Below are 26,015 nucleotides of genomic sequence, written 5' to 3'. Positions count from 1 at the left end.
GAGGGCAGGAATAAATTCATGACCACGACCGAAAATCAGATCGAGCAGGATTTCATCGTCAAGCTAGCCGATCTCAAGTACACCCTTCGTCCAGACATCCGGGACCGCGCTGCACTGGAAAAAAACTTCCGCGAAAAGTTCGAGGATCTCAACCGAGTTCGCCTGACCGACAGCGAGTTCAAGCGCCTTCTTGATAGCGTGATAACGCCTGACGTCTATAATGCTGCCCAGACGCTACGCAACATCAACAGCTTCGAGCGCGACGATGGCACACCGTTGAACTACACCCTCGTCAACATCCGCGACTGGTGCAAGAACCATTTCGAGGTGGTCAACCAACTACGCATCAACACCGAAAACAGCCATCACCGTTACGACGTGATGCTGCTAATCAATGGCGTGCCGGTGGTGCAGATCGAGCTTAAGGCTCTGGCCGTCAGCCCGCGCAGGGCCATGCAGCAGATCATCGATTACAAAAGCGACCTTGGTAACGGTTACGACAAGACGCTGCTGTGCTTTATCCAGCTCTTCATCATCAGTAACCGTACCAATACCTGGTACTTCGCTAACAACAACGCGCGCCACTTCAGCTTCAATGCTGACGAACGCTTCTTACCGGTTTACCAGTTAGCGAGCGAGGACAACAAGAAGATCACGTATCTGGACGGTTTCGCCGAGAAGTTTCTGGCCAAATGCACCCTGGGCCAGATGATCAGCCGCTACATGGTGCTGGTCGCCAGCGAGCAGAAATTGCTTATGATGCGGCCCTACCAGATCTATGCCGTCAAGGCCATCGTGGACTGCATCCACCAGAACTGCGGCAACGGCTACATCTGGCACACCACTGGTAGCGGCAAAACTCTCACCTCGTTCAAGGCCTCCATTCTGCTCAAGGACAACCCGGACATCGACAAATGCCTGTTCGTCGTGGATCGCAAAGACCTGGACCGCCAGACGCGCGAGGAATTCAACCGCTTCCAGGAAGGCTGCGTTGAAGAGAACACCAACACCGAAACGTTGGTGCGGCGGCTCCTGTCCGACGACTATGCCGATAAGGTAATCGTCACCACCATCCAGAAGCTGGGGCTGGCGCTTGATGGCACCAACAAGCGCAACTACAAGGAACGCCTAAAGCCTCTTCGCAACCAACGCATGGTATTCATCTTTGACGAATGCCATCGCTCGCAATTCGGGGATAATCACAAGGCCATCAAGGAGTTCTTTCCCAACGCCCAATTGTTCGGCTTCACCGGCACGCCGATCTTCAAAAACAACGCCAGTTCCGTGCAGATCGAGGGCCAGCAGGCCAGCTGCCGCACCACGGACGACCTATTCCAGCGCTGCCTGCACCAGTACACCATCACCCACGCCATCGAAGACCGAAACGTCCTACGCTTCCATGTGGACTACTTCAAGCCCGAGGGCAAGAATCCCCCCCAGCCCGGCAAAGTGCTAGCCAAGGCCAAGGTCATCGAGGTCATCCTGGCCAAGCACAATGCCGCCACAAACGGGCGCAAGTTCAACGCTGTACTAGCCACTGCGGGCATCAACGACGCCATCGAGTACTTCAACGCCTTTGAGGCAATCCAGGAAAAAAAGCAGGCCGAAGACGAAACTTTTCAGCCCTTGAACATTGCTTGCGTGTTCTCGCCACCCGCCGAAGGCAACAGGGACGTGCAGCAGATCCAGGAAGACCTGCCGCAGGAAAAGCAAGACAACCAACAGGACCCGGAGGGCAAGAAGGCAGCGCTTACCCGCATCATCGCCGACTACAACATCCGCTTTGGCACCAACCATCGCATTAGTGAGTTCGACTTGTACTACCAAGACGTGCAAAAGCGCCTCAAGGATCAGCAGTATTCCAATACGGATCTACCGCACGCTCAGAAGACCGACATCACCATCGTGGTGGACATGCTGCTCACCGGCTTCGACTCCAAGTACCTAAACACCTTGTACGTGGATAAAAATCTCAAGCACCATGGGCTGATTCAGGCCTTCTCGCGCACAAACCGCGTGCTCAATGACAGCAAGCCCTATGGAAACATCCTCGACTTCCGTCAGCAGCAAAAGCCCGTGGAAGAGGCCATTACGCTCTTCTCGGGCGAAAAGATCGACAACCCGCGCAAAATCTGGCTGGTGGAATCGGCGCCAAAGGTAATCGACAGCCTACAAACGGCCACCCAGAAGCTAGCCGACTTCATGCAATCTCAGGGTCTGGCCAACGCGCCGGAAGAAGTGACCAACCTCAAGGGTGACGCCGCACGCAGTCTGTTCGTCAACCTATTCAAGGAGGTGCAGCGCCTCAAGACCCAGCTTGACCAGTACACCGACCTGAGCGAGGAGCAGAAAGCGCAGGTAGACCAGATCGCGCCGCCCGACCAGCTACAAGGATTCAAAGGCGTGTACCTGGAAACCGCCCAGCAGCTCAAGGAACAGCAGGACAAGCAAGGTGACCAAGCCAAGTCCGAAGTGCAGCAGCTTGATTTTGAGTTCGTGCTCTTTTCCTCGGCGGTGATCGACTACGACTACATCATAGGGCTGATCGCCCGCATGACCCAGCAGAAGCCCGGCAAGCTCACCCTCAACCGCGAGCAGCTCATCGGCCTGATCCAGTCCGACGCCAAATTCATCGACGAGCGGGAGGACATTGCCGAATACATTCGCGGACTGCCGGTGGGCGAAGCGCTGGATGAAGCCGCTATCCGTGGCGGTTACGAGCGTTTCAAGGACGAGAAGAAATCCCGCGAACTCACCGATATTGCCGCTAGGCACGGGCTGGCTGCAGAAGCGCTGCAAGCATTTGTGGATGGAGTGTTACGCCGCCGCATCTTCGATGGCGAAGCCCTGGGCGAGCTAATGGCTCCATTGGGACTGGGATGGAAGGCACGTACCCAGAAAGAACTGGCGCTGGTGGAAGACCTGATGCCGTTGCTGCATAAGCTCGCCCAAGGGCGCGAGATTTCGGGGCTGAGCGCGTATGTATGAACAATAAGGACACTAGCGCGATGAGCAAAGAGAACAACAAAAAGTGGGCGCTGGTGCCGCGGCTACGGTTTCCTGAGTTTCGGGATAGGGAGGGGTGGACGGCCGTGCCAATGGGGAGTTTGTTGGCGCGAAATCCAGAATATGGGGTGAATGCGCCAGCTGTTCCCTATTCAAAAAATCTTCCGACTTACTTCAGGATCACCGACATTAACGAGGGCGGTCGTTTTCTCTCCAAGACAAAAGTTTCGGTGGATATTGCTGCAATAGATGATAACTATCTAGAGCTGGGTGACATTGTTCTCGCTCGCACCGGAGCAAGTGTTGGCAAGTCGTATAGATACAGAAAGGAAGATGGCAGACTTGTGTTCGCAGGTTTTCTGATAAGAATTAAGCCAGAACCAAAGAAGGTTAATTCTATCTTTCTAGCCAACTTTCTTACCACAAATCAATACTGGAGTTGGGTTGATGTGGCGTCTGCGCGAAGTGGACAGCCTGGAATCAACGGGACAGAGTATTCATCTTTGCTCGTTCCCGTGCCATCGAGCGACGCGGATGGGAACGGATTATCAGAGCAGCAACGAATCGCCGGATGCTTATCTTCGATTGACGAACTGATCATGGGGGAAATCCAAAAACTGGACACCCTCAAGACCTACAAAAAGGGTCTGATGCAGCAGCTTTTCCCCCGCGAGGGCGAAACCGTTCCCCGCCTGCGTTTTCCCGAGTTTCAAAATGCCGGGAGATGGGCTGTTGCTAAACTAGGTGAGAAATCGACCGTTGTTCGAGGTGGTTCACCGCGTCCGATTGATAGTTATTTAACACATGAGGAGGATGGCCTTAATTGGTTAAAGATTGGCGATGTTGACAAGGAATCCAAATTCATTGAAAAAACGGAGGAGAAGGTCATTCCCGCTGCTCTTGGAAACACAAGGCAGATCCATCCTGGTGACCTTATTCTCTCCAACTCGATGAGTTTTGGTCGGCCCTACATCTCCAAGATTGTTTCCTGCATTCACGATGGATGGTTAGCAATCACGGACATTCGGGAGCAAGTTTCCCCGGAATTTCTATATTACGTGCTTTGCTCGAGCACTAGCCAAGTCTATTTCCAGAGCTTGGCAGCTGGTAGCGGCGTAAAAAACTTGAATGCGGACACTATTAAACAACTTGCGATATCTTTCCCGGGCCGCGCTGAGCAGCTAAGGATTTCGGACTGTTTTGCGTACCTCGACGACCTGATCGCCAGACAGATCCGTAAGATCACCTTGCTCCGACAACACAAGCAGGGTCTGATGCAGAGCCTGTTTCCGACAGTGGATATAGACGCAACATGATTAATTGCACCTTTGCAGACCTGCCCTCGCTGGCTACATACTTGCGTACTGTGCTTGATGGTGCTGATACCGATTCCGGCAAGCGCTTCGTATTGCTGTATGCCTATAACGGCGTGGGCAAGACCCAGCTGTCGATGGCGTTCAAAGACCTTGGGAGGCAGGACGAAGCGCGTGATACCCTGTACTTCAATGCCTACACAGAGGATCTGTTCAGTTGGGACAATGACCTGGATAACGATCACGATCGAAAACTAGTACTTAATGCACGTTCACGATTTTTCGATGGCTTGGATGAGATGGATATGGATAACCGTATCCGCCCGCTTTTGTCACGATATGCAGATTTTGATTTCCAGATCGATACCGAGGGTTGGGTAGTTCGTTTTTACTGCCGGGACAACCCAGATCGTCCGATCAAGATCTCACGCGGCGAGGAAACGATGTTCATCTGGTGCTTCTTCCTTGCGATCATGCAGATGGCAATGGATGGGGCAGCGGTCTATCAATGGGTAAAGTATATCGTTATCGACGATCCTATTTCCTCTCTGGACGAGCATAACGCTATCACTGTTGGCAACCATTTGGCCAAGTTTCTTGCTAGGAAGGATCATGTAATCAAGACAGGGATATCCACGCACCATCCATTGTTCTTCAATGTGCTGTGGAATGAACTCCGCGTGATCGACAGAAGAAAGTTTTCCCCGCACTATCTCTCACGGTCACGAAAAACAGGGAATTATTACCTCTCCTACACGGGCGATACGCCCTTCTTTCATCATTTGGCGTTGTTGGAAGATGTCTGTCGAGCGAAGGAGTCCGGGGAGCTATATACGCACCACTTCAATGCTTTACGTAGTCTGCTCGAAAAATCCTCCATCTTTCATGGCTACGAGAAATTCTCTGTCTGTATCACGAAGCAGGAGGCGCATGATCCAGATGAGACCCTTTACGTGCGGCTGGTTCAGATTATGAACCACGGAAATTACTCCTTTTACGACCCTGTGGAGATGCTTCCTGAAAATAAGGAGTACTTCGAGAAAGTTCTTTCTGACTTTCTTAATTTCTACCCATTCAACCCCGCATTGCTGGCGAATGAATCCAAACAGGAAGAAAACCCGTGACCGAATTTGGAAAGCAAAAATTGGGTAGAATCCTCTGGGCTATTGCGGACCAGCTGCGAGGCGCAATGAACGCGGATGATTTCCGCGACTATATGCTGGCCTTTTTGTTCCTGCGCTATCTGTCCGACAACTACGAGGTCGCCGCGAAGAAGGAGTTAGGACCGGACTACCCTCAACAACTCGATAGCTCAGTATCCACACCGCTGCAACTCTGGTATGAAAGCAATCTGGAGGATGTACCAGAGTTCGAAAAACAGATGCGCCGCAAGGTGCACTATGTGATCAAACCCCAGTACATGTGGGGTAGCATTGTCCAGATGGCGCGTGAGCAAAGCCAATATCTGCTGGACACGCTACAACAAGCATTTGATCACATCGAGACCGAGTCCTTCGCCAGTACCTTCCGGGGCTTGTTCTCTGAAATTAATCTAGCGTCCGACAAGCTAGGCAAAACCTACCCTGATCGCAATGTCCGCCTGTGCAAGATCATCAGCGAAATTGCAAAGGGCCTCGCCCAGTTTTCCACCGATAGCGACACCTTAGGGGACGCTTATGAATATCTGATCGGCCAATTCGCCGCGGGATCAGGCAAGAAGGCCGGCGAGTTCTATACGCCGCAACCCATTTCCAGCATCCTTTCCGCCATCGTCACGCTGGACGGGCAAGAACCTGCCACTGGTCCACGCCGCCATCTCGACAGCGTCATGGACTTTGCCTGCGGCTCGGGCTCACTGCTCTTGAACGTACGCCACCGAATGGGGCCAGACGGTATCGGCAAGATTTACGGCCAGGAAAAGAACATCACGACCTACAACCTAGCCCGCATGAACATGTTGCTTCACGGTGTGAAGGACTCGGAGTTCGAAATCTTCCACGGTGACACCCTGCTCAACGAGTGGGACATGCTGCGCGAGACGAACCCGGCCAAGATGCCGACATTCGACGCGGTGGTGGCGAACCCGCCTTTCAGCTATCGCTGGGAGTCTTCTGAGGCAATGGGTGAGGACGTCCGCTTCAAGAACTATGGTCTGGCGCCCAGATCAGCGGCGGACTTTGCCTTCCTGCTGCACGGATTCCATTTCCTGAAGCAGGATGGGGTGATGGCGATTATCCTGCCATACGGCGTGCTGTTCCGGGGCGGTGCCGAGGCGCGCATACGTACCAAGCTGCTCAAGGACTGCCATGTTGACAGCGTGATCGGGCTGCCCACAAACTTATTTTTCTCCACCGGCATCCCGGTGTGCATCCTAGTGCTGAAGAAATGCAAGAAGCCGGATGATTTACTCTTCATCAATGCATCGGAGCACTACGAGAAGGGCAAGCGACAGAACCAGTTGTTGCCTGAGCACATCGACAAGATCATCGGCACCTACCAATACCGTAAGGAAGAGGTACGTTACTCGCGGCGGGTGAGCATGGAAGAAATCGAGAAGAACGATTTCAACCTGAATATTTCGCGCTACGTCAGCACCGCAGAAGCCGAAGACGAAATTGATCTCGCGGCTGTACATTTGGAGCTCGTCTCGCTGGACAAGAAAATCAAGGCGGTCGCCGAGAAGCACAACACCTTCCTCAAGGACTTGGGATTGCCCCTGTTACCGTAATCGTTTGCCTCCGATGCCCTTATTTGCCGGGTCGGTGTGTTTAGAGTGAGTCAACCTCCACGCTGCAACGGAGATCGGCATTCAACCCGGTTTATGTCTCGGAGTCCCCTTGGGGTACAACTGGAACTACTCCAGCAATTTCCGCGTCCTGCATCTGGTGGAGGATCCTCAAATAGTTGAGGTTTAAATTCCATCCCAGTCTCTCGTACAGCTGTTACCAACACTAAATTTACACTACTCTGAATCTAGGGTGGGCCAAGTGTAGTAGACCCCCCCGCCAATTTCGCGCGCATCATTTTTAGGCTAAGCAATCGGGTTCCACCTCATCGTCGTGGAGTTTTGACCCGCCCTACCTCTGTCGCAACTCATAGCCCAGCACAGCCTCAGCTTACCGCCCGTCCCGCCCAGGCACAAGAGGTTGCAACATGGACACGATGGAAGGGGTGTTTGTGAGGCGCAATTTGAATGCTAAGCGCTTGTTAAGCGCCTCTGGCTTGGTTTGTCAGCTTCGTCGTCGCAACTTGCTCACCCAAGTTGCTCAGTGAGCATCTTCGGCAAACCTTTTATCCATGCAGGTTTCACCCAAGCTGCTCAACGTGCTCATGGGTCGTTGTGCAAGCTGCGCAACCAGTCGAATCAAGGGCAGCTTGAGCAACTTAGCTTCGTCCATTATGTTTCATCGGCTTAGGCAAGTTGCTCAGTGAGCAACTTGTCTGAGCAAGTTGAGCGGGCCTGAGCGTTTACTAGTCCTCCGTCTTCAGTTCATTTGACGCTTGCTTGTTGCCCCCCGGCATCCCCCAATACCAATTGATCCCCCCGCAAACCCCTGGACCACGGTGCGGCTTGATCTTCAGTATTGCTTGCGCTCGGCGGAGTGTTGCCAAGGAATACCCCGCTTCCTTTGCCTCCAGCTTGACGTCGTTGCTTGCGACCGGTCCGTCAGCGAGAAGCTCTCTTAGCCATTCAACTGCACCAGCTACCAGTGTAGTTTCATGCTCATCCAAATCATTGTCCGCCCTCAGCGCGTCATCGGCCGACAGCGCTATAATCTCTTCGTCCCAAACAATCCACGCCTCTATCTTCACGTGCCACAAGTGCAGCAAGTCAAGCTCACGTTGTATGTAATGCTTTTCGGCGATGGCGCTAGGCTTATGCCCCATGATCTGTGCAACTATGCCGGCAGGTACCTCAACCCATTCAGCCAACGTGCTAAAAGACCTGCGCAAACCGTGCAGAGAAAGCGCGGGAAGTGCAGCCGTATTCAACGCCTTGTTGTGAGGATTACGTGGTTCCTCAAGTCTTCCTGATGCTGCTGTAGGACTACTAAAAACGAATTCGTTGCGGCGCGGTAGTGCTGATATCAAATGCTCAACATAAGGCGTTAGCGGAATTGCTCGCTCTCCTTCTACCTTGTCGCGGATGGTTAAGCTTTTCCACTGAAAATCCACATCTTGCCAACGCAAGGCCGCGAGCTCATTGCGTCTCGCACCAGTTAGCAGCAGGGCTTGTAAATATCCGGCGATAACAGGGTTTCCGATCCGTCTAACTGCTTCGAACCACGGTTGAATTTGTGCCTTCCTCAAACTGTCATTCTTCTTGACTTTGGATATGGGCACCTGCTTTTTTACCTCATCGGACAGGCAGGGATTGGACTTTACTGCGCCGCAATATTCATTCTTCTTGACGCACCAAGTAAGGAAGGCTCGGAGAACGCTGAACGCCTTGGCGGTAGTAGCAGGCGCAAGGGCGGCCTCTTTTTCTATCCAAGCTGCAACCACCCTCGCATCAATATCGGCAAGACGCATTGTCATAAAAGGCACCAGGATGCCTGGACGGGTTACCTCCGGCTCGTTCGGTCGGCGAACCGCGAGTACGTTTTACTCCCCCTTCCTGCAAAAAATATCGCAGATGCCCGAGGTGCCTTTCGCCCCACTCCGGTTTGCCGTCTTTCTTTGAGGCCCTTCGCTCAGCCGTATAGGCATTCCACGCATCAACGACCGTTACAGATTGACTTTCTTTCTCCGATTTCATTGCGGCGGCTTTGGCTTCTTCCGCCGCTTCCCTGTCCGCTTCCACTTGACGAGGGTCTTGCCCTTGGTCAATAAGAACTTGAAGGCGGCGCGCTTCCGCTTGTGCCTTGGCAATGCTCCAAGCGCTTACATCTCCGATTGTGACGCGGATTGATTGCCCTTTTACCTTCGATTGGAAAATGTAACGCTTTCGAGGCGAGTTAGCCGTTGCACGTACCCCTAGCCCGTGCACTTCCTCGCACCAAAGAAAGGCTTGCGCCGTTCCCGGTCGGCATTGAAAGCTTTGAAGCCTTCCCGCTGTAAATTTCACCTTCGCCATGGACCGAATTTTGTAACCGATTTGTAACCGGGATTGCAGTAGATAGCGGAACAACTATCAACGCCACAACGAGGCCAGACTTATCTAACCTGCTGTTAGAGTTAAGGATGCTACATTTACAGAATAAAGATCAACAGAGATAAATGGGGGAAACGTCCTTCTCCTAAGGGGTAGGTCACACGTTCGATTCGTGTTTAGGGCGCCAATATCCATGAGGTTTTAGCGTTTACGGGTTTTCATCCCCTTACCGAAATTCCAGAATGTATGGACGTCGCCTTCTGACCCCCAGTTCCAACGACTCTTCTTGCTTGCTATTGCCAAGACGGTCCACCGATCATAAGTTCAAACAACATGGTGGAGCATTCATCGAAACCAAAATATCATCCAGATTGATCTGATTTGCTCCAACTCCTATCTCAAAGTTCTTGTCTACTTAGCTAATTTCTGTTGTTCATACGCCGCTGAAGCTTGCGATTCTTGACTGACGAAGAACCGCAGAAGCCGCGTTAGCCCTTTTAGCCTTTGCTTCAACATCGGCACGTTGTGCCGAGCCAAGCGCCGCGAGCAGCTCTGGGTGTGCCTGTTGCACTATTTGCCTCCGGGCTTGTTCAATGGCCTCCCAAGTGGAAGATGAGGTCGCCTTTAGGATTTTATAGGCCTCGTCAACGCTCATCCCGCGGTTTGCACCGGTAGCGTCTCCGCGGTCTCGTGAGGGGGCCAAAGTTTCGAGCGATGATTCAGGGCGATTATCTGGCCGAATAACTTTCTGCTGAACTACTGCAAGTTTGGGAGCAATTTGCAGTACTGGAGTCGATTGCCCGCACCACAGATCGGGCTGCAGATTCAAATCCTGTTTGCCTGAACCCGGAACAATGGTGGGCTCAGAGGCAGTATTGGTACCGGAGACTGCTTTCACTCCTTTCAAAATCTCCAGAGTTTCTTGAACTTTGGCTAAAAGCGCAACGGCACGCGGCATATGCCGGTGCTGCAGTTCTTCCTCCACGCTTTAAGCGTTTTGGGATCTGTTTTCAACGCGTCGAACAGTTGTTCCAGTTCGGCGATGGTATGTCGCATCAGGGACCGCGACATTATTATCCGACCTCCTGCTTTTCTTCGACGTTAAATGGGTCCGCTTCCTTAGTATGCACCCACACTGTATTGTCAACTGACTCCGCCCCCAGCGGCTCAATACACAGCCGCGATAGCGTCTTTAGCAGATCACCCATGACCTCTCCTCTCCGGCGCACGAAGCTCGAAGCAAAGCATCGCCAGAAGGTCCACCCTGCACGCTCGAGAACGCGCTGGCGTGCCATGTCATCGGCCCATTGACCCGGTTCATGGAACTTGTCGCCGTCGCATTCGATTGCGAGGCGCCGACCTTCGTTTCCCTCAACGACAAAGTCGATCCGATATCCGCCGCAAGGAACCTGAGGCTGAACTCGATACCCTCGCTTGAGGAGTTCATCGAACATCTCGAACTCGAAGCCCGATTCGCATTTCTCACGCAGCGCTTGCACTTTTTCAGCATCCTGTCGAAACGGCTGCCGGAAGTGGCGGATAAGGCGTGAATTCAGTGTGTCCTCTCTAAATGTCGTTTCCATCACTGACCTGAACAAATACATTCGGTCACGGGCTCGAGATAGAGCAACGTTGAAGCGTTGATACATATCGGGTCTGTTCTGTGCAGCACGATCATCTGGTCCCAGTACCATTGATACCAGCATGATGTCCCGCTCACGACCTTGAAACACCGGCGGGGGGCCAACTGCAATCCTTCTTGTGACCAGGTCAATCGGTGAAATACGGCTTGTAACCAGTTCCTGAATGTGAGCCGCCTGTGCGGTGCCGAGCAGTGTCACCACTCCGATACTCCGCCCAGTGAACTGGTCGTTAGCGATAATTGTCTCAATCTCATCTACAATCGCCTTCGCCTCTGCCGGGTTTACGTCACCCTTCCGAAAGCCTCCCTTTACATAAACATCGACAAGCGGCGGATCGAGTCGCTCGTTGGCTTTGGGCAACCGCAGGGCTTTAATGTCGCCTTCGTAGAACTCACGGTTCGAGAATTCGATAATGGCCGGCACGCAACGGAAATGTTCCTTAAGCATGACCGAATTACCGGCGAAGACTACTTGAGCCAAGTCATAGATTGACCGTTCGGGGGTCATATACGGGCCGTGTGGCTGATCGCTTAAGTATCGGGTCCGAAGACCTTGAATTGCTTGAGTCGCAAGGCCAACAGCAGAAGGCGAGACTTGCTTGTGATCTCCAACTACGAGCAGCTTCTTCCCGCGTAGCAAAGCTGGCAAAGCCCAAATATCTGATTGCGATGCTTCATCAATCACCACAAGATCGAACAGCCCAATCTCCGCAGGTATTGTCTCAGCAATTCTCCACTCCGGGAGAACCCAACAAGGAACTGCAGAGTACGCATCTGCCATCGCATATCTCGCGTCCCTGCGATACATTCCAGCCTTAGATCCTGTCCCTTTTCCAATAGCGCGAACGGCTGTCAAGTATTTTTGCAGCGATTGACGCACCCGATCCGGGGAGTTATTGAAGACACCCAGCCAAGTCTTTTCCGCGACGAGATCTTGATACGTACGCGCTAATGCGCTTGTCAGGGTTTGACGCTCTTCGAATAAATCACGAAGCTTTTGGTGGTCGTCTATGCGTTCAAGAAAAAGCACGGCTTGACGCCAGTTCCACGCGTCGAGCCATGTAGCTGGAATTGTCGGATCACAGTCGGGCATGGCGGGCAACGTGCGAACACGTGAGGCCCATTTTTTAGCGCCAGCAGCTTCCAGCACAGCAGCCATTCTGTTGATTTCGTCGAATGCTGGGCGGAAGCTCGTCAATCTCAACAAATCGGCTTGAAGAAGATGCCAAGTACTTTGCAGGATTGATTCCTCGGCCAAACTGCACCCAAGTGACTCCGCTAGGAAACTATAAAAATTATCTACGATACAACCAGTTCGGCCGTCAAGCTTGCGCAGCAACTCTTGGACGCGCTTCGTCGCGTACGCTAGCCGCCCCTTGTCAACATGCGCGTGGAGACTGCCCGATACCGCCATAAGAAAGGGCTCTTGCCCGTCCCACATTTTGTCCGCCACTTTCTTGCCAAATACTTCTTGAAGTCTCTCGTGAAGTTTGGCGTCGAAGTCAACGATAAGTCGGTGGACGTCCTCGATATAGCTTTGAGCTTGCACAACCATTTTGAAACCCGCCTCTACGGTTCCGCCGGCGGATTCTAGCCCAAGCTCTACAGACATTGCATTCCAACGTGCCACCGCTCTTCGAGCATTGTTGCGCCAGACTATCTTACGATGGACGAGTTCCCAGTCTTCGCTGGAAGCTGGCGAAATACCGAGTATCGTGACTGATTGAAGAAGTTTTCGCGTCTCGCTTTTTCCAAAGGGCAGGGCAAATGCGGTCTTACCCTTGACCAGCCGCGAGATTGCCTCATTGAAATCTTCTTGTAATTCAGCTTCAGCCGGAATTTCTATGGCTTTGACAAGTAGTTCACGCCGAGCGCTTTCCAGCGCCCCGATGTCTTGGCATAGCTGAAGCAGAGCGCTTAATAGAGGATCGTTCGGCCGCATGTCCGCTATATGCCCCCCCAAGGCGTCAATCCATGGCTGATGTATTCCAGCGATCTTCGCCTTTAGTGCAGCACGGTCGTCTAAAAACACGACCAGCTTCTGGGCCTTCTCGAAGGTTTCCAGCCGCGTATCCACTAATCCTAGTATGTTCCCCTGCGTGACGTTTGCATCAATAGCTCGCGCCTTTCTCAGGTCGAAGTGCAGCGCGAGAAGATCCGACCATGCAGGGAACTCGTCCGGGGCGGGCAGGGACGACGCCAAGTAGCCGAGATCACCGCCAACTTTCAGCCGAGCCTGCCGTAGGGCATTGATGTCAGTATCGTCAAAAGGCAATTTGCCTTCTACGGCTGCTGCTGGCTCATCATCAAACCACTGATGTCCTTGAGCATTTTCCAGAACGAGCTTTGCCATCTCCTCGGGGGACACCTCTTTTCCCTGAAAAGAGTAGTTGCTCATGTGCTTGGCGGCGTACGTGGCTACCGTTTGATCCACATTCGCAATCTTCGCGTGGAGCTGATTTAGCTTCACCTCTGCAGTCGCAATGGCAGCGTCAGCACGCAGCGGATTCATGGACGCCACGCCCGATGCGATGGTTTGAATTGAGTGCTCGAACTGCTTCATGCCATCGCGCTCGTCCGAAAGCAGCGCAACGCTAAGCGGCCGAATACGTTCAGGTAGCTTATCTCGGAGCACGGCCAGTGCGGACTCGCCCTTCGAGGTCACCAGAACACGCTTGCCTTGGGCAAGGTAATGGCAAATGACATTCGCAATGGTATGGGTCTTGCCAGTTCCCGGCGGGCCTTGCACTACAACTCCGTCATTACTCTCCAACTTCTGGACGATGGAAACCTGCTCGTCGTTGTAAGGCATTGGGAAGTAAAGCTCCGAGGTGCACGATTGGCTGCCGCTTGATGAGAGCCCTCGAAACGGCTGCTCGGGCCTAACCCGTACAGTAGAATCACCATGCTCGACAAAGCTTCGAATGACGCTTGGCATACTTGTCGCTGCTTCTACGCTCTTCTTTAAGCGCCGAATGTCTTCGAGAAAGATGTCGGCCGAGCGTTTACGTCCAAATAGGACCCATGTATTCGTAATCTTGAGCTTGTCACTCGGTATTGATGGGGTGACGTCATCGAAGCGATCCTCGTAAGCTCCAGACGGATCCAGGTAACCGACAGCTGCCTTCAGCAAGCCCTCGAAAGTCGATATCTCAAATGGGTTGATCCGGTCCGCGCGGGCGGCGCTCGTACTTTTCCAGAAAGAATCGAGTTGCGGGACACCAGCCAACTCCATCTCGGCATAGCAGTCCGCTTCTAAACGAGGCTCGACGTCGCGCGGCCGGATCTCGAGCTCGAAGGTCCTTTCATTTAGAGAAATTTCACAGGACTGAACCAGAAGCGGGTGCTTTACGGCTGTCGCGAACCCGTCCTTCTTCCAGGCGGCATAACCAATACCCCATACAAGTTCAAGAGGCGTTTCTGCGCCGTCCGCCAAAATGGCTTGCTGCAGTGAGAACAATTGATTGTAGCGAGTGATGGCCTTACGGCGTGGCCATTCCGCTGCTGCCCAAGGCTCCCACTGGTTTTCGACATACCAGTCGAATAGCTCTTTGACTTCCGGATGGCTATCAAGCTGCTCATGACCGGTTTCACGTTTGCCGTCGTACGTCGGACACTCGCTCTTTAGCTCAGGAGTTTTTTCTGGACTCTTAGGTAACGTGACCCATGGCTTTAGCTTCTCATCGATCTCAGGTGCAGGAATTTCCTGTAACCTGGGCACGCGTAGCCACACATCGCCGCCGTCCGCCTAAAGGTTAAATTGCAGTTCCGGAAGCCCCCTGAGCTCGTGCTGGTAAGCACAAAAATACTCGGTTGGAACCGAGAACGCCGGTTTAGTTTTTAGTTTCTCGACTTGCTCAATATACGTTAATAGGTCGAGTACACGCGGTGCGGCCTCGTTCATTCTTTGTACCCTCTTGTTTTTGTACCGCACTTTCGCAGCTCAGTCGTCACTCAAAGCTCTACAGTAGGTGGCGTCGCTGTATGTCACCCAGGATATGTAGGAGGTGGCATAAGAAAGCAAATAAATGTGTTGGCGAGATCTACGGCCACCAAGAAAAGTTTTAACTTTTAACATCGACGGAGCTCCGTTACCTATTAAAAGACTGGTCGGGTGCCGACGCTCCGTGAGAAGCCATCCCTAACGGTACAACAGGACGTCATAAAGCCGGAGGTACTACGATTAAAATCCGGAGAACCCCGAATGCCACGGTATGGTACGAGAAAGCCGTACCATAACTCGTTATTATTATCGACCTCAGCAGTATTCGCCACTGTACCAAGGTACACCTGAGCCTCTGTGTGGGTATTTAGGATGTAAGGATGACAGAGTCTCAGATTAGCGGGAGCCATACCGCTTGTAAGATCACCACGACTAACTCATGCAAAGCTTGGGGGAAACAGATCGGAAAGAGCGTTGATCCTCCGTAGGCTTCGGTGCTCCGTAGGCTTCGGTGATTTCCTTAAAACGGTCGTTTATTAGAGGTAGATTGTGGAAAGAAAAACCCCATTTGCCATGTTTCTACCTCCCAAAACCATTTCTCGAAACGACTCCCTCGGATAAGCTAGGATAATGACGAGTTTCAGTAGAATGGCCTAAAGGATTCAGAAAATCTTACTGCTGGTGTAGACTGCATCGGGACATCGAGGAGCTTTGGCATTGAAGCCAAGGCAATCGAAGGGGAAGTTGTCGAGGTAAATTATGGTGCAGGCGCGACGCAGATTAACAAAAAAAGCTGTTAGCCTGCTTGTTCAATACGGATAAAAAGGAAGCGGGGTGTTGGTGCGCCTTCCATAAAAACGCCCAAACTGCTGAAAGCTATTAGTAGAAGCGGAAAGCCCGATACATTGGGACGGCTATATAGTAGCGGTCAAAATTGGATGAACTATGTGCGCTGCATAGTTCTTGGAATCCAAACCTAAGAAAAGGAATAATAATGAGGGTAATGTATATAACTTATGGGGGGACAAATGATAGTCAAACATGATTCTGTGCACTTTGCCATGATTGTTCTGGCAATTTGCCTGGCTCTGGTTGCTAGCCCGGTATTTCCTGCATCGGCTGCCAGTACACCGTGGGAAACTCCGGATGAAAACTGGTGCCAGGTCACTTCCTTCTGGGCGGGTTGGATTCTTATGATGGGTGTGGTAATTACCGGCTTGACCTTGATATTTGACGGGGAAACTTCCCGACGCATTCGCTATGGCACAATCGGAATCTGCGGACTTGCGTTTGCTAATACGATTATCTGTTTATTCCTCTAAGCCAAGGCGACTACCAAGGTGACAGATCGGCGTCAATTTAAGGTACACCGGATCCTGAGCGCGGATATTTTAGAGCTCGGGCATGGCAATCATGGCGCTCACGCGAGGCTCTTGCAAGCGGTCGTTTCTGGGAGAACGAGAAAAAAGGGCGCGCGTTGACCCATTCCTCACTCGAAGGACCTCCTAAAAGCTACCACTCAAAAACTATAGATGTTGAATTTTCAGAGGGAGATAAAAATGAAAATTGATATGCACGGAGTAGCGTGCAGGATCAGGATTTGATTTTTCAGATCGATGCTGCTTTCAGACTATCTATCTCTTGATACATCTGAACAATCTTAGTACCTTAAAATTTAGGGCGTAGTCAAAAGCACGAAACAGAAAGGAACTGGCATGCGCATTTTGCTTGCTGGCCCCATACGTGAGCAATCGCGAGGGGAAGAAATCGCGAACAGCATCAGCCACGGTATAGCGCTGATTGCCGCATTCGTCGGCGGTCCTTTTCTCATCATGCACGCAGCAAGCCACGCGAACACTGGATTCCTGATCGGCACATGCCTCTTCTCGGCGACCACCATACTCCTCTACCTTTCCTCCACCCTCTATCACGCCTTTCCGGCAGGCAAGACCAAGCTGATTTTTCGGACTTTCGAGCATTCCGCGATCTTTCTTCTTATCGCTGGTACGTACACACCATTTACGCTTGGCGTGCTGCGTGGTGCATGGGGTTGGACACTTTTTGGGGTGGTCTGGTCTCTTGCCATAGCGGGGGTGGCGCTGAAGGTATTCGCCAAGAGGCCGCATCCTGTGCTCTCAACCGGCCTTTATCTACTGATGGGGTGGCTTGTCGTGGTTGCGATTGAACCGCTATCTGCCAGGATACCACCCGCCGGGCTCTCCTGGCTGGTGGCAGGTGGCTTGTCTTATACAGTCGGCGTAGTCTTTTTCGCAACGGATTCGCGGCTGCTTTACGGGCACTTTATCTGGCATCTGTTTGTTATAGCCGGTACCACATGCCATTTCATTGCAGTGCTTTGGTACGGGGCCTGATATCCGCGGTTAGCGAGACGCCTCTAAGCGAGCTGCAGAAAATGGGGGCCGAACACCTTTTATCGAATTTTGTCTCGACAGGAGGGAGGCGGCCAGCTGATCAGATATAGCAGTGGCGACTCCATCTGGTCGCTCACCTCTACTCCTTGCAGCTTTTCACATCCTCGGTAACCGTTTTTCCGTCTTTGAGCACAACCGTTTGCCTGATAATCTTGCATTCCCGGCCTTCCGCTGATCCGACGATTTCTGCTTTACCCCTCACGCCGCTATCGGGATTGGTGAAGGTTTGCGTCTGGTTGGTTTCGTATGCCTGCTGCGAAGTCTCGGCCATTCGTCGCTGGTCGTCCTTGCCAAGATGACCTCCGATTTCGGAGCCAAGGTAATATCCACCTACGCCCCCGGCGACTGCGCCCAGTATGCGGCCCGCTGTACCGCCGCCGAGATAGCTGCCAAGATAGCTTCCCCCGATAGAGCCGGCGACGCTGCCGAGGATGCCGCCAAAACGTCGTGTTTCATTAGACTGGCAGGCGGCCAGGAGCATGACCAGGGCTATTACGGTCAACCGCCTGAACCATGCGACAGAGATCGGTGTTTCAACCATGATGTTTCCTCCAGAATTTATTCCGGTCCGAATGATTCAGTATGCCCGAGATTGCATTGATTGCCTCGGACGGTGTCGTCTTTCCCCTGATTTCTCCTCTCTGCTGAGTCCTTAACGGAAAATAAGCATCCTGGATGACAAAATTGACAACCTTCTGTCTCATAGGATAAATTCCACGGCTATTTGTTTTTTCCGTCTTTCAGAAAAATTGCGATGAAAATGAAGAGAATAATTTCCCTGGTTATGCTCCTGACCATCCTTCCGATGCTCTCGGGCTGCTGGTATGTGGTGGCGGGAGGAGCGGGCGCATATGGCGGATACAAAATGAAAGAAAAAGGCTACACCTTGCAGAACCCGATCGCCAAGGAGAAGAGGAGTACGCAACCGTCCAAATAGGCATCAAAGGGTAGCCACGTTTGAAACCATAACCGGTCCTCGCTTTCCCAAAGCCCATCCCGCCGTTTCTATCATCCGCCCTTCTTTGTCACACGCGCTCTAAACGGATGAGGCAAAAACCCATCACGGCTGATGCGCTCTTGCCCATTCCTCCGCTTGCCGCTGCGCGTCGGCAATTTGTACGGGTGTCATCAGCTTTTCCATTAAATCGCGGTTCTCTTTCGCATCCTCATAGTCTGCCGCGCTGGCAATGCTGAACCACTTGTCGGCCTCTACGTAATCCTGTTCAACGCCGCTGCCTTTGTAATATAGCACCCCCAGATTGGTTTGCGCCCCGGGATGGCCCCGTTCGGCTGCCTTGCTATACCACGACAGGGCTTGCGCGTAATCCTGCGGCACCCCCTCGCCATTATCATATTTCACGCCCAGGCTGTATTGGGCTCTCGCGTACCCCTGTTCCGCCGCCTTGAGATACCAGGACAAGGCCTGCTGCTCGTCCTTTGCTACGCCTCGGCCCTCGTCGTACCTTACGCCCAGGTTGTACTGCGCGTCCGGATCTCCTTGCTCGGCTGCTGCGCGATACCAGGCCACGGCCTGCTGCTCGTCCTGTAAAACGCCCTTGCCTGTGGCATACATCACGCCGAGATTGAATTGCGCGGGCGCATATCCCTGCTCTGCGGCCTTTTGATACCAAGCTGCGGCCTCGTAATTATCCTCAGTTATCCCACGGCCCTTCGCATACGCGACACCGAGTTTGAACTGGGCTCTTGCATATCCCTGGTCGGCGGCTTTACGAAACCAGGAGGCGGCCTGCTTGTAGTCCTGTTCAGTCCCCTCGCCGGCGGCATACATCATGGCGAGATTAAACTGTGCGTCCACGTTTCCCTGTTCAGCGGCTTTGCGGTACCAGGATACCGCTTGCTGATCATTGTGTTCCACGCCCCGGCCTTTTGCATACAATACGCCAATCGCGTATTGCGCATCGGCATATCCCTGTTCAGCGGCTTTCAGATACCAGGACGCGGCTTGCTGATCGTCCTGGTCAACTCCCTGGCCTTTGAGGTACATGAACCCGAGAATGGACTGGGCGGGGGCGTGCCCCTGTTCAGCGGCTTTAAGATACCAGGAGAGGGCCTGCTCATAGTCCTTTGCCACCCCCTGGCCTTTCGCGTACATGACCCCAAGATTGTACTGCGCGACAGCATATCCCTTGTCCGCAGCCCTGAAATACCAGAACATGGCCTGCTGGTAGTCCTGCTCGACTCCCTGGCCTTTCAGGTACATGAAGCCCAGCATGGATTGCGCCGGGACATCTCCCTGCTCCGCCGCCTTTCGATACCATTTCGCGGCCTGTTCATAGTCCTGTGGAACGCCGCGGCCCTTTGCATACAGAACGCCCAGATTGAATTGGGCATCCGCGTTACCTTTATCCGCGGCTTTTCTGAAAGACTCTACCGCTTTAGCGTAGTTCTTGGCGAGGACGAACTGCATGCCATCCTCAAAGTCTCCAGCGAAAGCCGGAAGATTCAGCAATGCCAATAGAAGTCCTGCTGTTATCGGTCCTGCTATCGCCATCGGTATCGATAAGCGCATCATTTACTCACCATTAATTCAATCTAATCTATCTCGAACCATGCCGCTCATGCGCCTGCTCGGTGTCTCAACTCCAATATGCTTTTACCCTGCTGCCTGCTGTTTGGATTGTGACGCCAAAGTCCAATAAAAGTGCCGGCAGCTATGGAGTGCGCCATTCTAACGCGGAGCGCACCCAAAATACATTGCCCGATCCTGGCGATACTTTTTTGTTTGGTTTTATGGCAAGAAGAAATTTTTGCCTCTTCAACTTTTGAGGCGAAGGAAAGATGACAGCCAGGAGGAAATGGCGAGAGCCCGGGTAGTTCGGGGCTTCAGGGAGCTGAGCAATCTTTCAGCTTCTCCCAGGCTATATCGCCTTCGTATTTCTTGCCATTCAGTGTCGCGAATACCGTTGCATTGTCAGTCCTTTTGATCGTAAGGGCAAAGGAATAACCCGGACTGACATCACTATTGGTGTCCCCATTCCGCCTGGACGAATGAATTTTGGCCACGGGCGGAGCGTAGCTGATAACTGCATCCGGGTTGGACGGGGAGTTGCGCGGATATGTGCCCGGCAATGAGCCTGCCGGATAGGCGTAAATTTCTGTTGCCCCAAGGTCCGGATATCTCCGCACGTCATATTGCAGGGCGCGGATCATCCACCGGCTATCCGTTTGCAGCTTGCCGGTAACGCAACGCGCGAGTGCCGCATGATCTCCCGTAAACTTCGCTCCGTGAGTCCCGGTTTTTTCTTTTAAACCAATGACCGCGCATGCGGATAGAAGACAAGCTGCAAGAAGCGGCGCTAAAATTATCTTTAGTTTGGTCACGTCTAATGCCCAATCTCGGCCAAGCGCCTGCAGAAAATTTATCACGTGCATCGTCCCTTGTTCTCGTGGATGATAACGGGCTTTGCAATATTTTCGCCTAGTCAACGCCAGCCGCGTTTTTTAAAATTAGGCTAAAAATAATGATTTGTAAAGATCACTGAATTGTGTTCAAAGGCAGATGGAAGGTCGCATGAGTTCGGGGCAGGGATTTCAGAAACGGTCCAGTCAGGCCGACTCAGTAGTTCAACTGAGCGAGCAGGGTGGAGTACGCGTACTCCATCTGGGCGGGAGCAATGTGCAGAGTGCCATGAGGTTGGCCGCACCGCTGGAGCTCGAACTCGCCTATACGCAGTGCATGATGGGCTTTATGTTGTTCCATTCGAAACCTGAAAATATTCTGATGATTGGCCTCGGCGGCGGATCGTTGGCGAAATTCATTTATCACCGGTTGCCGAAGATTAAAACCACTGCGATTGAAATCAATCCCGAAGTCGTCTCCGCGGCACGCAATTACTTTTTTCTGCCGGCTGATGACCAACGACTGCAAGTCATTATTGCCGAAGGCGGCGAATACGTTGCGGGCCATCCGCGCAGCGCGGATGTGCTGATGGTTGACGGTTTTGATGATTGCCGGCAGGTTTCGTCGCTTTGCAGCCAGGATTTCTATAACCGTGCCCGCGAGGCATTGAAAAGAAATGGCGTCCTTGTGGTCAATCTTCTCAGCAGGGATAAAGGTTTTCGGGATTATATAAGCCGTGTCGAGGAAGCTTTTACCGGGCGCGTTGCGACTTTGATGGTTGAAGTGCACGGCAACCTGATCGTTTTTGCCTTCAAGCACAGCCCAGGCAAGCGCGTTTGGGAAGATTTGCAGTCGCGCGCTGCCGAGCTTGAAGCAGAACTGGGCCTGCCGTTTACGAAGTTTGTCAAAAAATTACATCAAAGCAATTCTTTCTGATTGATGTTTGTTTTTGTAGCCTATGGCAGCCACCTGGGCTCTGCGGGAGAGCTGCCCGTCCGGGAAGCCGTGTTGCTGCTAAGGCTCTGTTTATGGTAAAGTTTCAGTATCGCTACACGAGAGAGATGAGGAGACATCACTATGAAATTATACGAGTCCGAACACACCAAGTTCATGCGTGAATTGTTCGAAAAAAATCCGAAGCTGGCGGAGGATCAGAAAGAAGCGCGCGCCATCTGGTGGGACAAGAAACTTGACCTGGAAGAGCGCAAGCGTTTCAAGGAATCCAGCGTGGCGCAGAAAGCCTACGTCTATTTCGGGAAATAATCATAGCGCTTCAAACACACCCGCGGCGCCCATCCCGGTGCCCACGCACATGGTGACCATCCCATATTTCTGATTGTGCCGGCGCAGGCCATGCAGCAGCGTCGCAACGCGAATTGCGCCGGTTGCACCCAGGGGATGCCCTAGCGCAATCGCACCCCCCAGGGGATTGATCTTCTCCCGATCCAACCCCAGGTCGTTGATTACTGCCAGGCTCTGGGCGGCGAAGGCTTCGTTCAGTTCGATCCACTCGAGGTCGTCCTGTTTCAGGCCGACCTGTTCGAGCACTTTAGGTATCGCCTTGATGGGGCCTATTCCCATGATCTCCGGCGGTACGCCAGCGACGGAATATCCAAGAAAACGGCCAATGGGCGTGAGATTGAAACGTTTCAGTGCCGCTTCGCTGGCTACGATCACGGCGCCTGCGCCATCGGACATCTGCGAGCTATTACCCGCCGTCACCGAACCATTGGCGGCAAATACCGGTTTCAGCGTAGCGAGAGTGGCTGGATTTGTACCTGGACGCGGGCCCTCGTCGGTGTCTCGTACCGTGGATACGGTACGCACCTCATGTGAAGCGAGATGGGGACGCTTTTCTTCCACGGTATAAGGCGCTATTTCATCCTTGAATTCCCCCGTTTCTATAGCACTAAGCGCCTTTGCATGGCTGGCTACCGCGAATTCATCCTGAGCCTCACGGCTGACCTGCCACCGCTGGGCTACTTTTTCCCCCGTGATGCCCATGCCGTAGGCAATGGCGACGTTTTCATCGCGCAGGAATATTGCCGGGTCCAACGCCATCTTGTTGCCTGTCATCGGAACCATGCTCATGCTCTCGGTTCCCGCCGCGATGATTACATCGGCGTTGCCGAGCCGGATGCGGTCAGCGGCGAGCGCCACTGTTTGCAAGCCGGAAGCGCAAAAACGATTGACCGTCATTCCGGGAACGCTGTTTGGCAACCCGGCGAGCAAAAGCGCAATACGGGCTACGTTCAAACCCTGTTCCGCTTCCGGCATGGCACAACCGGCGATGACGTCGTCAATCGCTGCGGGGTCGAGCTCGCCGCACTGTCCCACCGCCGCTCTCAACACATGCGCCAGCATGTCGTCCGGGCGTACGGTTTTGAACATCCCGCGGGGTGCCTTGCCCACCGGCGTTCGTACCGCGGCAACAATGTAAGCTTCCTGAGTCTGTCTGGTTGTCATGTCTGTTTCCCTTTAGCGCTGCCTGGTTGGCCACCGGTAATCCGTTGGCTCGGCGTCAGAGTAATTAGAGTGATGCATTGACGAATCGTGCGCAACAATTGATTCTTTATCGGAGACCGTTTTTATCCTTTATAGACCCTGCATCCCCTGATACGGCCGCCGCACGAACCAAAACGGAAGGACAGCCTGAATTCAAGGCCTCACCTAGTTCCTCAACGGCTTCCCTGTCTTCAGGGTATGTTCCACGCGCGCCTGCGTCTTCTCGGTCGCCAGCAGTTCTATAAACGCAGCACGTTCCAGTTCCAGGAACCAGTTTTCATCGACCAGGCTGCCGGGGGTCAACTCTCCACCGCACATCACGTGTGCGAGTTTTGACCCGATCAGGTAATCATGCTCAGAGATGAAGTTGCCTTCGCGCATATTCACCAGCATGCCTTTGATGGTGGCGATCCCCGTAGAACCGGCAACCGGAATACTTCGTGCTTTCAGAGGGGGACGGTACCCCGCTTCGGCCAGCGCGATAGCATTCGCCTTGGCGACATAAAGCAGCTCGAACCGGTTCATCACTATCTGGTCTGCACGGCGCAGATACCCCAGTTCCTTGGCTTGCTCGCCGCTCTTTGCCAATTGCGCGGTTGCGACACTCTGAAAATAATTTTTCAATAAGGGAAAAGGATCGCCGTCTATTGTCTCCTGCGCGGCCCTTAGGGCAAGTTCCTTGCAGCCGCCGCCAGCCGGTATCAATCCCACCCCGGTTTCCACCAGGCCGATGTAGCTTTCAAGGGTGGCGACTGTCCTGTCGCAGTGCATCACAAACTCGCAGCCGCCTCCGAGCGCAAGCCCATCCACCGCCGCCACCGTAGGAATCATCGAATACCTGAGGTCCTGCGAAGTCTGCTGAAATTGCGCGACCATTGCCTCGACTTCCGCAAGTTTACCCGCCATCAGGGCATCGGCAAGATTAAGGCTGCGTGCGGCCTTAAGCACAGCTGACTGTGCAGTTTTCCTGAGTTTTTTTGCCAGAACAGTGAGGGCGGAAGGAGGTTCGCCGCTTTTGAGGCGCTCTGTTGCTTTTTGCAGATTGGCACCAGCGGAAAAGGGCGGTTCGGTCTGCCAGATCACCAGCGCGCGCCAGTTTCGCTCCGCCTCATCCAGGGCTTGTTGCACTCCGTCCAGCACATCGCTGCCGATAGTGTGCATCTTGCTTTTAAAGCTGAGAATCGCAACGCCGTCGTCGGCTGTTCCAGCGCTGCCGGACTTGCCGGGGATATGCCACATGCGCACTGCATCGGTCTCGAATAGGGTTGTGCCGTACTGCGCCTGCTCGCCCAGCAATTTGTCGGGAAATAACTGTCGCCTGTACACAGGCAACGTTGAACGGTGCCGGAAACTGTTGGCGGATGGCGAATAAGAACCCTGGGTCCTGTGAACCCCTTGTATGTCCCGATCGGCGGCTTGGCTCGCACTTTGCCCCATTTCCCGCACCCAGTCCGGCAGCGATACGTCGCTCATGCTTTTGCCTGCGGCGATATCTTCGTTTATCCATCCCGTAATATCGCTCCACCCCGCGGCCTGCCAGGTTTCGAATGGCCCCTCATTCCAGCCGAAACCCCAGCGCATCGCAAAATCGAGGTCGCGTGCATTATCTGCGATTGCATTCAGATGAACAGCGCAATAATGAAACAAATCGCGGAATATTGCCCAAAGGAATTGGGCTTGCGGGTGTGGATTCGCGCGTAGCGCGCCAAGCTTACCCGCTGGATTTTTTTGCCTGAGCAATTCCTTCATGTCATCGTCAGCGACACCCGCGGAGAGGACATATTCCTTCCTGGCAAGATCCAGCACGTGAATTTCCTTGCCCGCCTTCCGATATACTCCGCGCTTTGTTTTCTGCCCCAAGGCGCCTGTCTCTATCAAGCCCTGCAGCCAACCGGGCACTGCATAGTACTTATGCCATGGGTCGTTCGCCAGAGTGTCGCGCATGGTTTCGATCACATGCGCGAGAATATCGAGCCCCACCACATCCGCGGTGCGGAAAGTCGCACTTTTTGGGCGCCCAATGAGAGGCCCGGTTAAAGCATCCACCACGTCGAACCCGAGTCCGTATTCCCTGGCATGATGCATGGTGGCGAGCATGGAAAATACGCCTATCCGGTTGGCAATAAAATTAGGCGTATCCTTTGCGCGAATCACCCCTTTGCCAAGACAAGTAACCAGAAACGCTTCCAGGTCATTCAGCATCGCCGCATCGCTTTCCGTGCAGGCAATCAGCTCAGCGAGATGCATGTAACGCGGCGGGTTAAAAAAATGAATACCGCAAAAGCGGTGACGCAAGTTCTCCGGAAACGCCTGTGCCAGTTTATTGATGGAAAGTCCCGACGTGTTACTGGCAAAAATGGCATGCTCGGCCAGGTACGGCGCTATTTTTTCGTACAACGCCCTTTTCAAATCCATACGCTCGGCGATCGCCTCGATCACGATATCGCAATCCTTGAGCAATTCAAGGTTTTGCTCGTAATTTGCAGGCTGAATAGAGGCTGCCCTGGCTGGTACCGACAACGGCGCCGGGTCCTGTTTTTTCAGATTCTCTATGGCCTTGATGACATTGTCATTGGGATCGCCCTTCTCTGCGGGCAACTCGAATAACAGTGTTTCGATATTGGCATTAATCAGATGCGCCGCGATTTGCGCTCCCATTACCCCCGCACCCAGCACGGCCGCCTTGCGCACGACAAATTTATGATTGTTCAAGTCTGC

At 53.1% G+C, this 26,015-nt stretch carries 21 protein-coding genes; 10 read left to right on the top strand and 11 right to left on the bottom strand.

Annotated features, from left to right (window positions below; translation table 11 throughout):
* Positions 1-18: 18 nt before the first annotated feature.
* The 4 genes from BMZ14_RS12555 to BMZ14_RS12540 are packed head-to-tail and all read left to right on the top strand — an operon-like array spanning position 19 to position 7,047.
* A complete protein-coding gene (locus BMZ14_RS12555; protein WP_074798209.1) occupies positions 19-2,988 on the top strand; it encodes a type I restriction endonuclease subunit R in 2,970 nt (989 codons plus the stop codon).
* A 20-nt stretch (positions 2,989-3,008) separates the two neighbouring features.
* Positions 3,009-4,322, top strand: a complete 1,314-nt coding sequence (locus tag BMZ14_RS12550) for a restriction endonuclease subunit S (protein ID WP_218145037.1) — start codon at positions 3,009-3,011, stop codon at positions 4,320-4,322.
* Positions 4,319-5,443 carry an AAA family ATPase gene (locus tag BMZ14_RS12545; protein ID WP_074798114.1) on the top strand — a complete coding sequence of 375 codons (1,125 nt, stop codon included), beginning with the start codon at positions 4,319-4,321 and terminating at the stop codon, positions 5,441-5,443. Before BMZ14_RS12550 ends, BMZ14_RS12545 begins: the two co-directional genes overlap by 4 nt.
* Positions 5,440-7,047 carry a type I restriction-modification system subunit M gene (locus BMZ14_RS12540; RefSeq protein ID WP_074798112.1) on the top strand — a complete coding sequence of 536 codons (1,608 nt, stop codon included), beginning with the start codon at positions 5,440-5,442 and terminating at the stop codon, positions 7,045-7,047. Before BMZ14_RS12545 ends, BMZ14_RS12540 begins: the two co-directional genes overlap by 4 nt.
* 538 nt (positions 7,048-7,585) lie before the next feature.
* Here BMZ14_RS12540 and BMZ14_RS15525 read toward each other — a convergent pair.
* The 6 genes from BMZ14_RS15525 to BMZ14_RS12520 form a co-directional block, all read right to left on the bottom strand.
* Positions 7,586-7,717, bottom strand: coding sequence for a hypothetical protein (locus BMZ14_RS15525; protein WP_256208612.1), 132 nt, complete (start codon positions 7,715-7,717; stop codon positions 7,586-7,588).
* Between the two features lie 73 nt (positions 7,718-7,790).
* Entirely contained in the window at positions 7,791-8,858 is a 1,068-nt protein-coding gene (locus BMZ14_RS12535; protein WP_256208611.1) for a tyrosine-type recombinase/integrase, read from the bottom strand.
* On the bottom strand, positions 8,833-9,396 hold the full coding sequence (locus BMZ14_RS15520) for an Arm DNA-binding domain-containing protein (protein ID WP_074798108.1): 564 nt from the start codon (positions 9,394-9,396) through the stop codon (positions 8,833-8,835). Before BMZ14_RS15520 ends, BMZ14_RS12535 begins: the two co-directional genes overlap by 26 nt.
* 451 nt (positions 9,397-9,847) lie before the next feature.
* Complete coding sequence (locus BMZ14_RS12525; RefSeq protein WP_143071994.1) at positions 9,848-10,312, bottom strand: J domain-containing protein; 465 nt, start codon at positions 10,310-10,312, stop codon at positions 9,848-9,850.
* A gap of 35 nt (positions 10,313-10,347) precedes the next feature.
* Positions 10,348-10,485, bottom strand: coding sequence for a hypothetical protein (locus tag BMZ14_RS15185; RefSeq protein WP_177186986.1), 138 nt, complete (start codon positions 10,483-10,485; stop codon positions 10,348-10,350).
* Positions 10,486-10,487: 2 nt separating this feature from the next.
* Positions 10,488-14,789 (bottom strand): AAA domain-containing protein, encoded by a 4,302-nt coding sequence (locus BMZ14_RS12520; RefSeq protein WP_177186985.1) that lies wholly within the window; start codon positions 14,787-14,789, stop codon positions 10,488-10,490.
* 1,238 nt (positions 14,790-16,027) lie between these two features.
* Here BMZ14_RS12520 and BMZ14_RS12515 point away from each other — a divergent pair.
* Both BMZ14_RS12515 and trhA read left to right on the top strand, forming a co-directional pair.
* Entirely contained in the window at positions 16,028-16,321 is a 294-nt protein-coding gene (locus tag BMZ14_RS12515; RefSeq protein WP_177186984.1) for a TrbC/VirB2 family protein, read from the top strand.
* Positions 16,322-16,714: 393 nt separating this feature from the next.
* Positions 16,715-17,371, top strand: coding sequence for a PAQR family membrane homeostasis protein TrhA (gene trhA, locus BMZ14_RS12510; protein WP_074798100.1), 657 nt, complete (start codon positions 16,715-16,717; stop codon positions 17,369-17,371).
* A 139-nt stretch (positions 17,372-17,510) separates the two neighbouring features.
* Here the strand turns inward: trhA and BMZ14_RS12505 are convergent, their stop codons facing one another.
* Positions 17,511-17,972 (bottom strand): glycine zipper 2TM domain-containing protein, encoded by a 462-nt coding sequence (locus BMZ14_RS12505; protein ID WP_074798098.1) that lies wholly within the window; start codon positions 17,970-17,972, stop codon positions 17,511-17,513.
* 219 nt (positions 17,973-18,191) lie between these two features.
* On the opposite strand from BMZ14_RS12505, the gene BMZ14_RS15180 reads away from it, so the two are divergent.
* Positions 18,192-18,368 carry a hypothetical protein gene (locus BMZ14_RS15180; RefSeq protein WP_256208610.1) on the top strand — a complete coding sequence of 59 codons (177 nt, stop codon included), beginning with the start codon at positions 18,192-18,194 and terminating at the stop codon, positions 18,366-18,368.
* Positions 18,369-18,491: 123 nt separating this feature from the next.
* On the opposite strand, the gene BMZ14_RS12495 is transcribed toward BMZ14_RS15180, so the two are convergent.
* Positions 18,492-19,964, bottom strand: coding sequence for an SEL1-like repeat protein (locus tag BMZ14_RS12495; protein ID WP_256208609.1), 1,473 nt, complete (start codon positions 19,962-19,964; stop codon positions 18,492-18,494).
* Positions 19,965-20,023: 59 nt separating this feature from the next.
* Between BMZ14_RS12495 and BMZ14_RS15175 the strand changes: the two genes are divergently transcribed.
* Positions 20,024-20,218, top strand: coding sequence for a hypothetical protein (locus tag BMZ14_RS15175; protein WP_177186983.1), 195 nt, complete (start codon positions 20,024-20,026; stop codon positions 20,216-20,218).
* A gap of 57 nt (positions 20,219-20,275) precedes the next feature.
* On the opposite strand, the gene BMZ14_RS12490 is transcribed toward BMZ14_RS15175, so the two are convergent.
* Complete coding sequence (locus BMZ14_RS12490) at positions 20,276-20,818, bottom strand: hypothetical protein (RefSeq protein WP_143071993.1); 543 nt, start codon at positions 20,816-20,818, stop codon at positions 20,276-20,278.
* Positions 20,819-20,963: 145 nt separating this feature from the next.
* Here BMZ14_RS12490 and BMZ14_RS12485 point away from each other — a divergent pair, with 145 nt between their 5' ends.
* Both BMZ14_RS12485 and BMZ14_RS12480 read left to right on the top strand, forming a co-directional pair.
* Complete coding sequence (locus BMZ14_RS12485) at positions 20,964-21,728, top strand: polyamine aminopropyltransferase (RefSeq protein ID WP_074798092.1); 765 nt, start codon at positions 20,964-20,966, stop codon at positions 21,726-21,728.
* A 141-nt stretch (positions 21,729-21,869) separates the two neighbouring features.
* Complete coding sequence (locus tag BMZ14_RS12480) at positions 21,870-22,055, top strand: DUF3460 family protein (RefSeq protein WP_074798090.1); 186 nt, start codon at positions 21,870-21,872, stop codon at positions 22,053-22,055.
* On the opposite strand, the gene BMZ14_RS12475 is transcribed toward BMZ14_RS12480, so the two are convergent.
* Positions 22,056-23,258 carry an acetyl-CoA C-acyltransferase gene (locus BMZ14_RS12475; protein ID WP_074798088.1) on the bottom strand — a complete coding sequence of 401 codons (1,203 nt, stop codon included), beginning with the start codon at positions 23,256-23,258 and terminating at the stop codon, positions 22,056-22,058. It abuts the gene before it with no gap.
* 204 nt (positions 23,259-23,462) lie between these two features.
* On the bottom strand, positions 23,463-26,009 hold the full coding sequence (locus tag BMZ14_RS12470) for a 3-hydroxyacyl-CoA dehydrogenase/enoyl-CoA hydratase family protein (RefSeq protein WP_074798086.1): 2,547 nt from the start codon (positions 26,007-26,009) through the stop codon (positions 23,463-23,465).
* Between the last annotated feature and the right edge of the window lie 6 nt (positions 26,010-26,015).

The sequence above is a fragment of the Nitrosospira briensis genome (assembly GCF_900115125.1).
Taxonomy (GTDB): domain Bacteria; phylum Pseudomonadota; class Gammaproteobacteria; order Burkholderiales; family Nitrosomonadaceae; genus Nitrosospira; species Nitrosospira briensis_A.
Note: the sequence above shows the minus strand (reverse complement) of the source record. Positions and strands in the feature narration are given on the sequence as shown.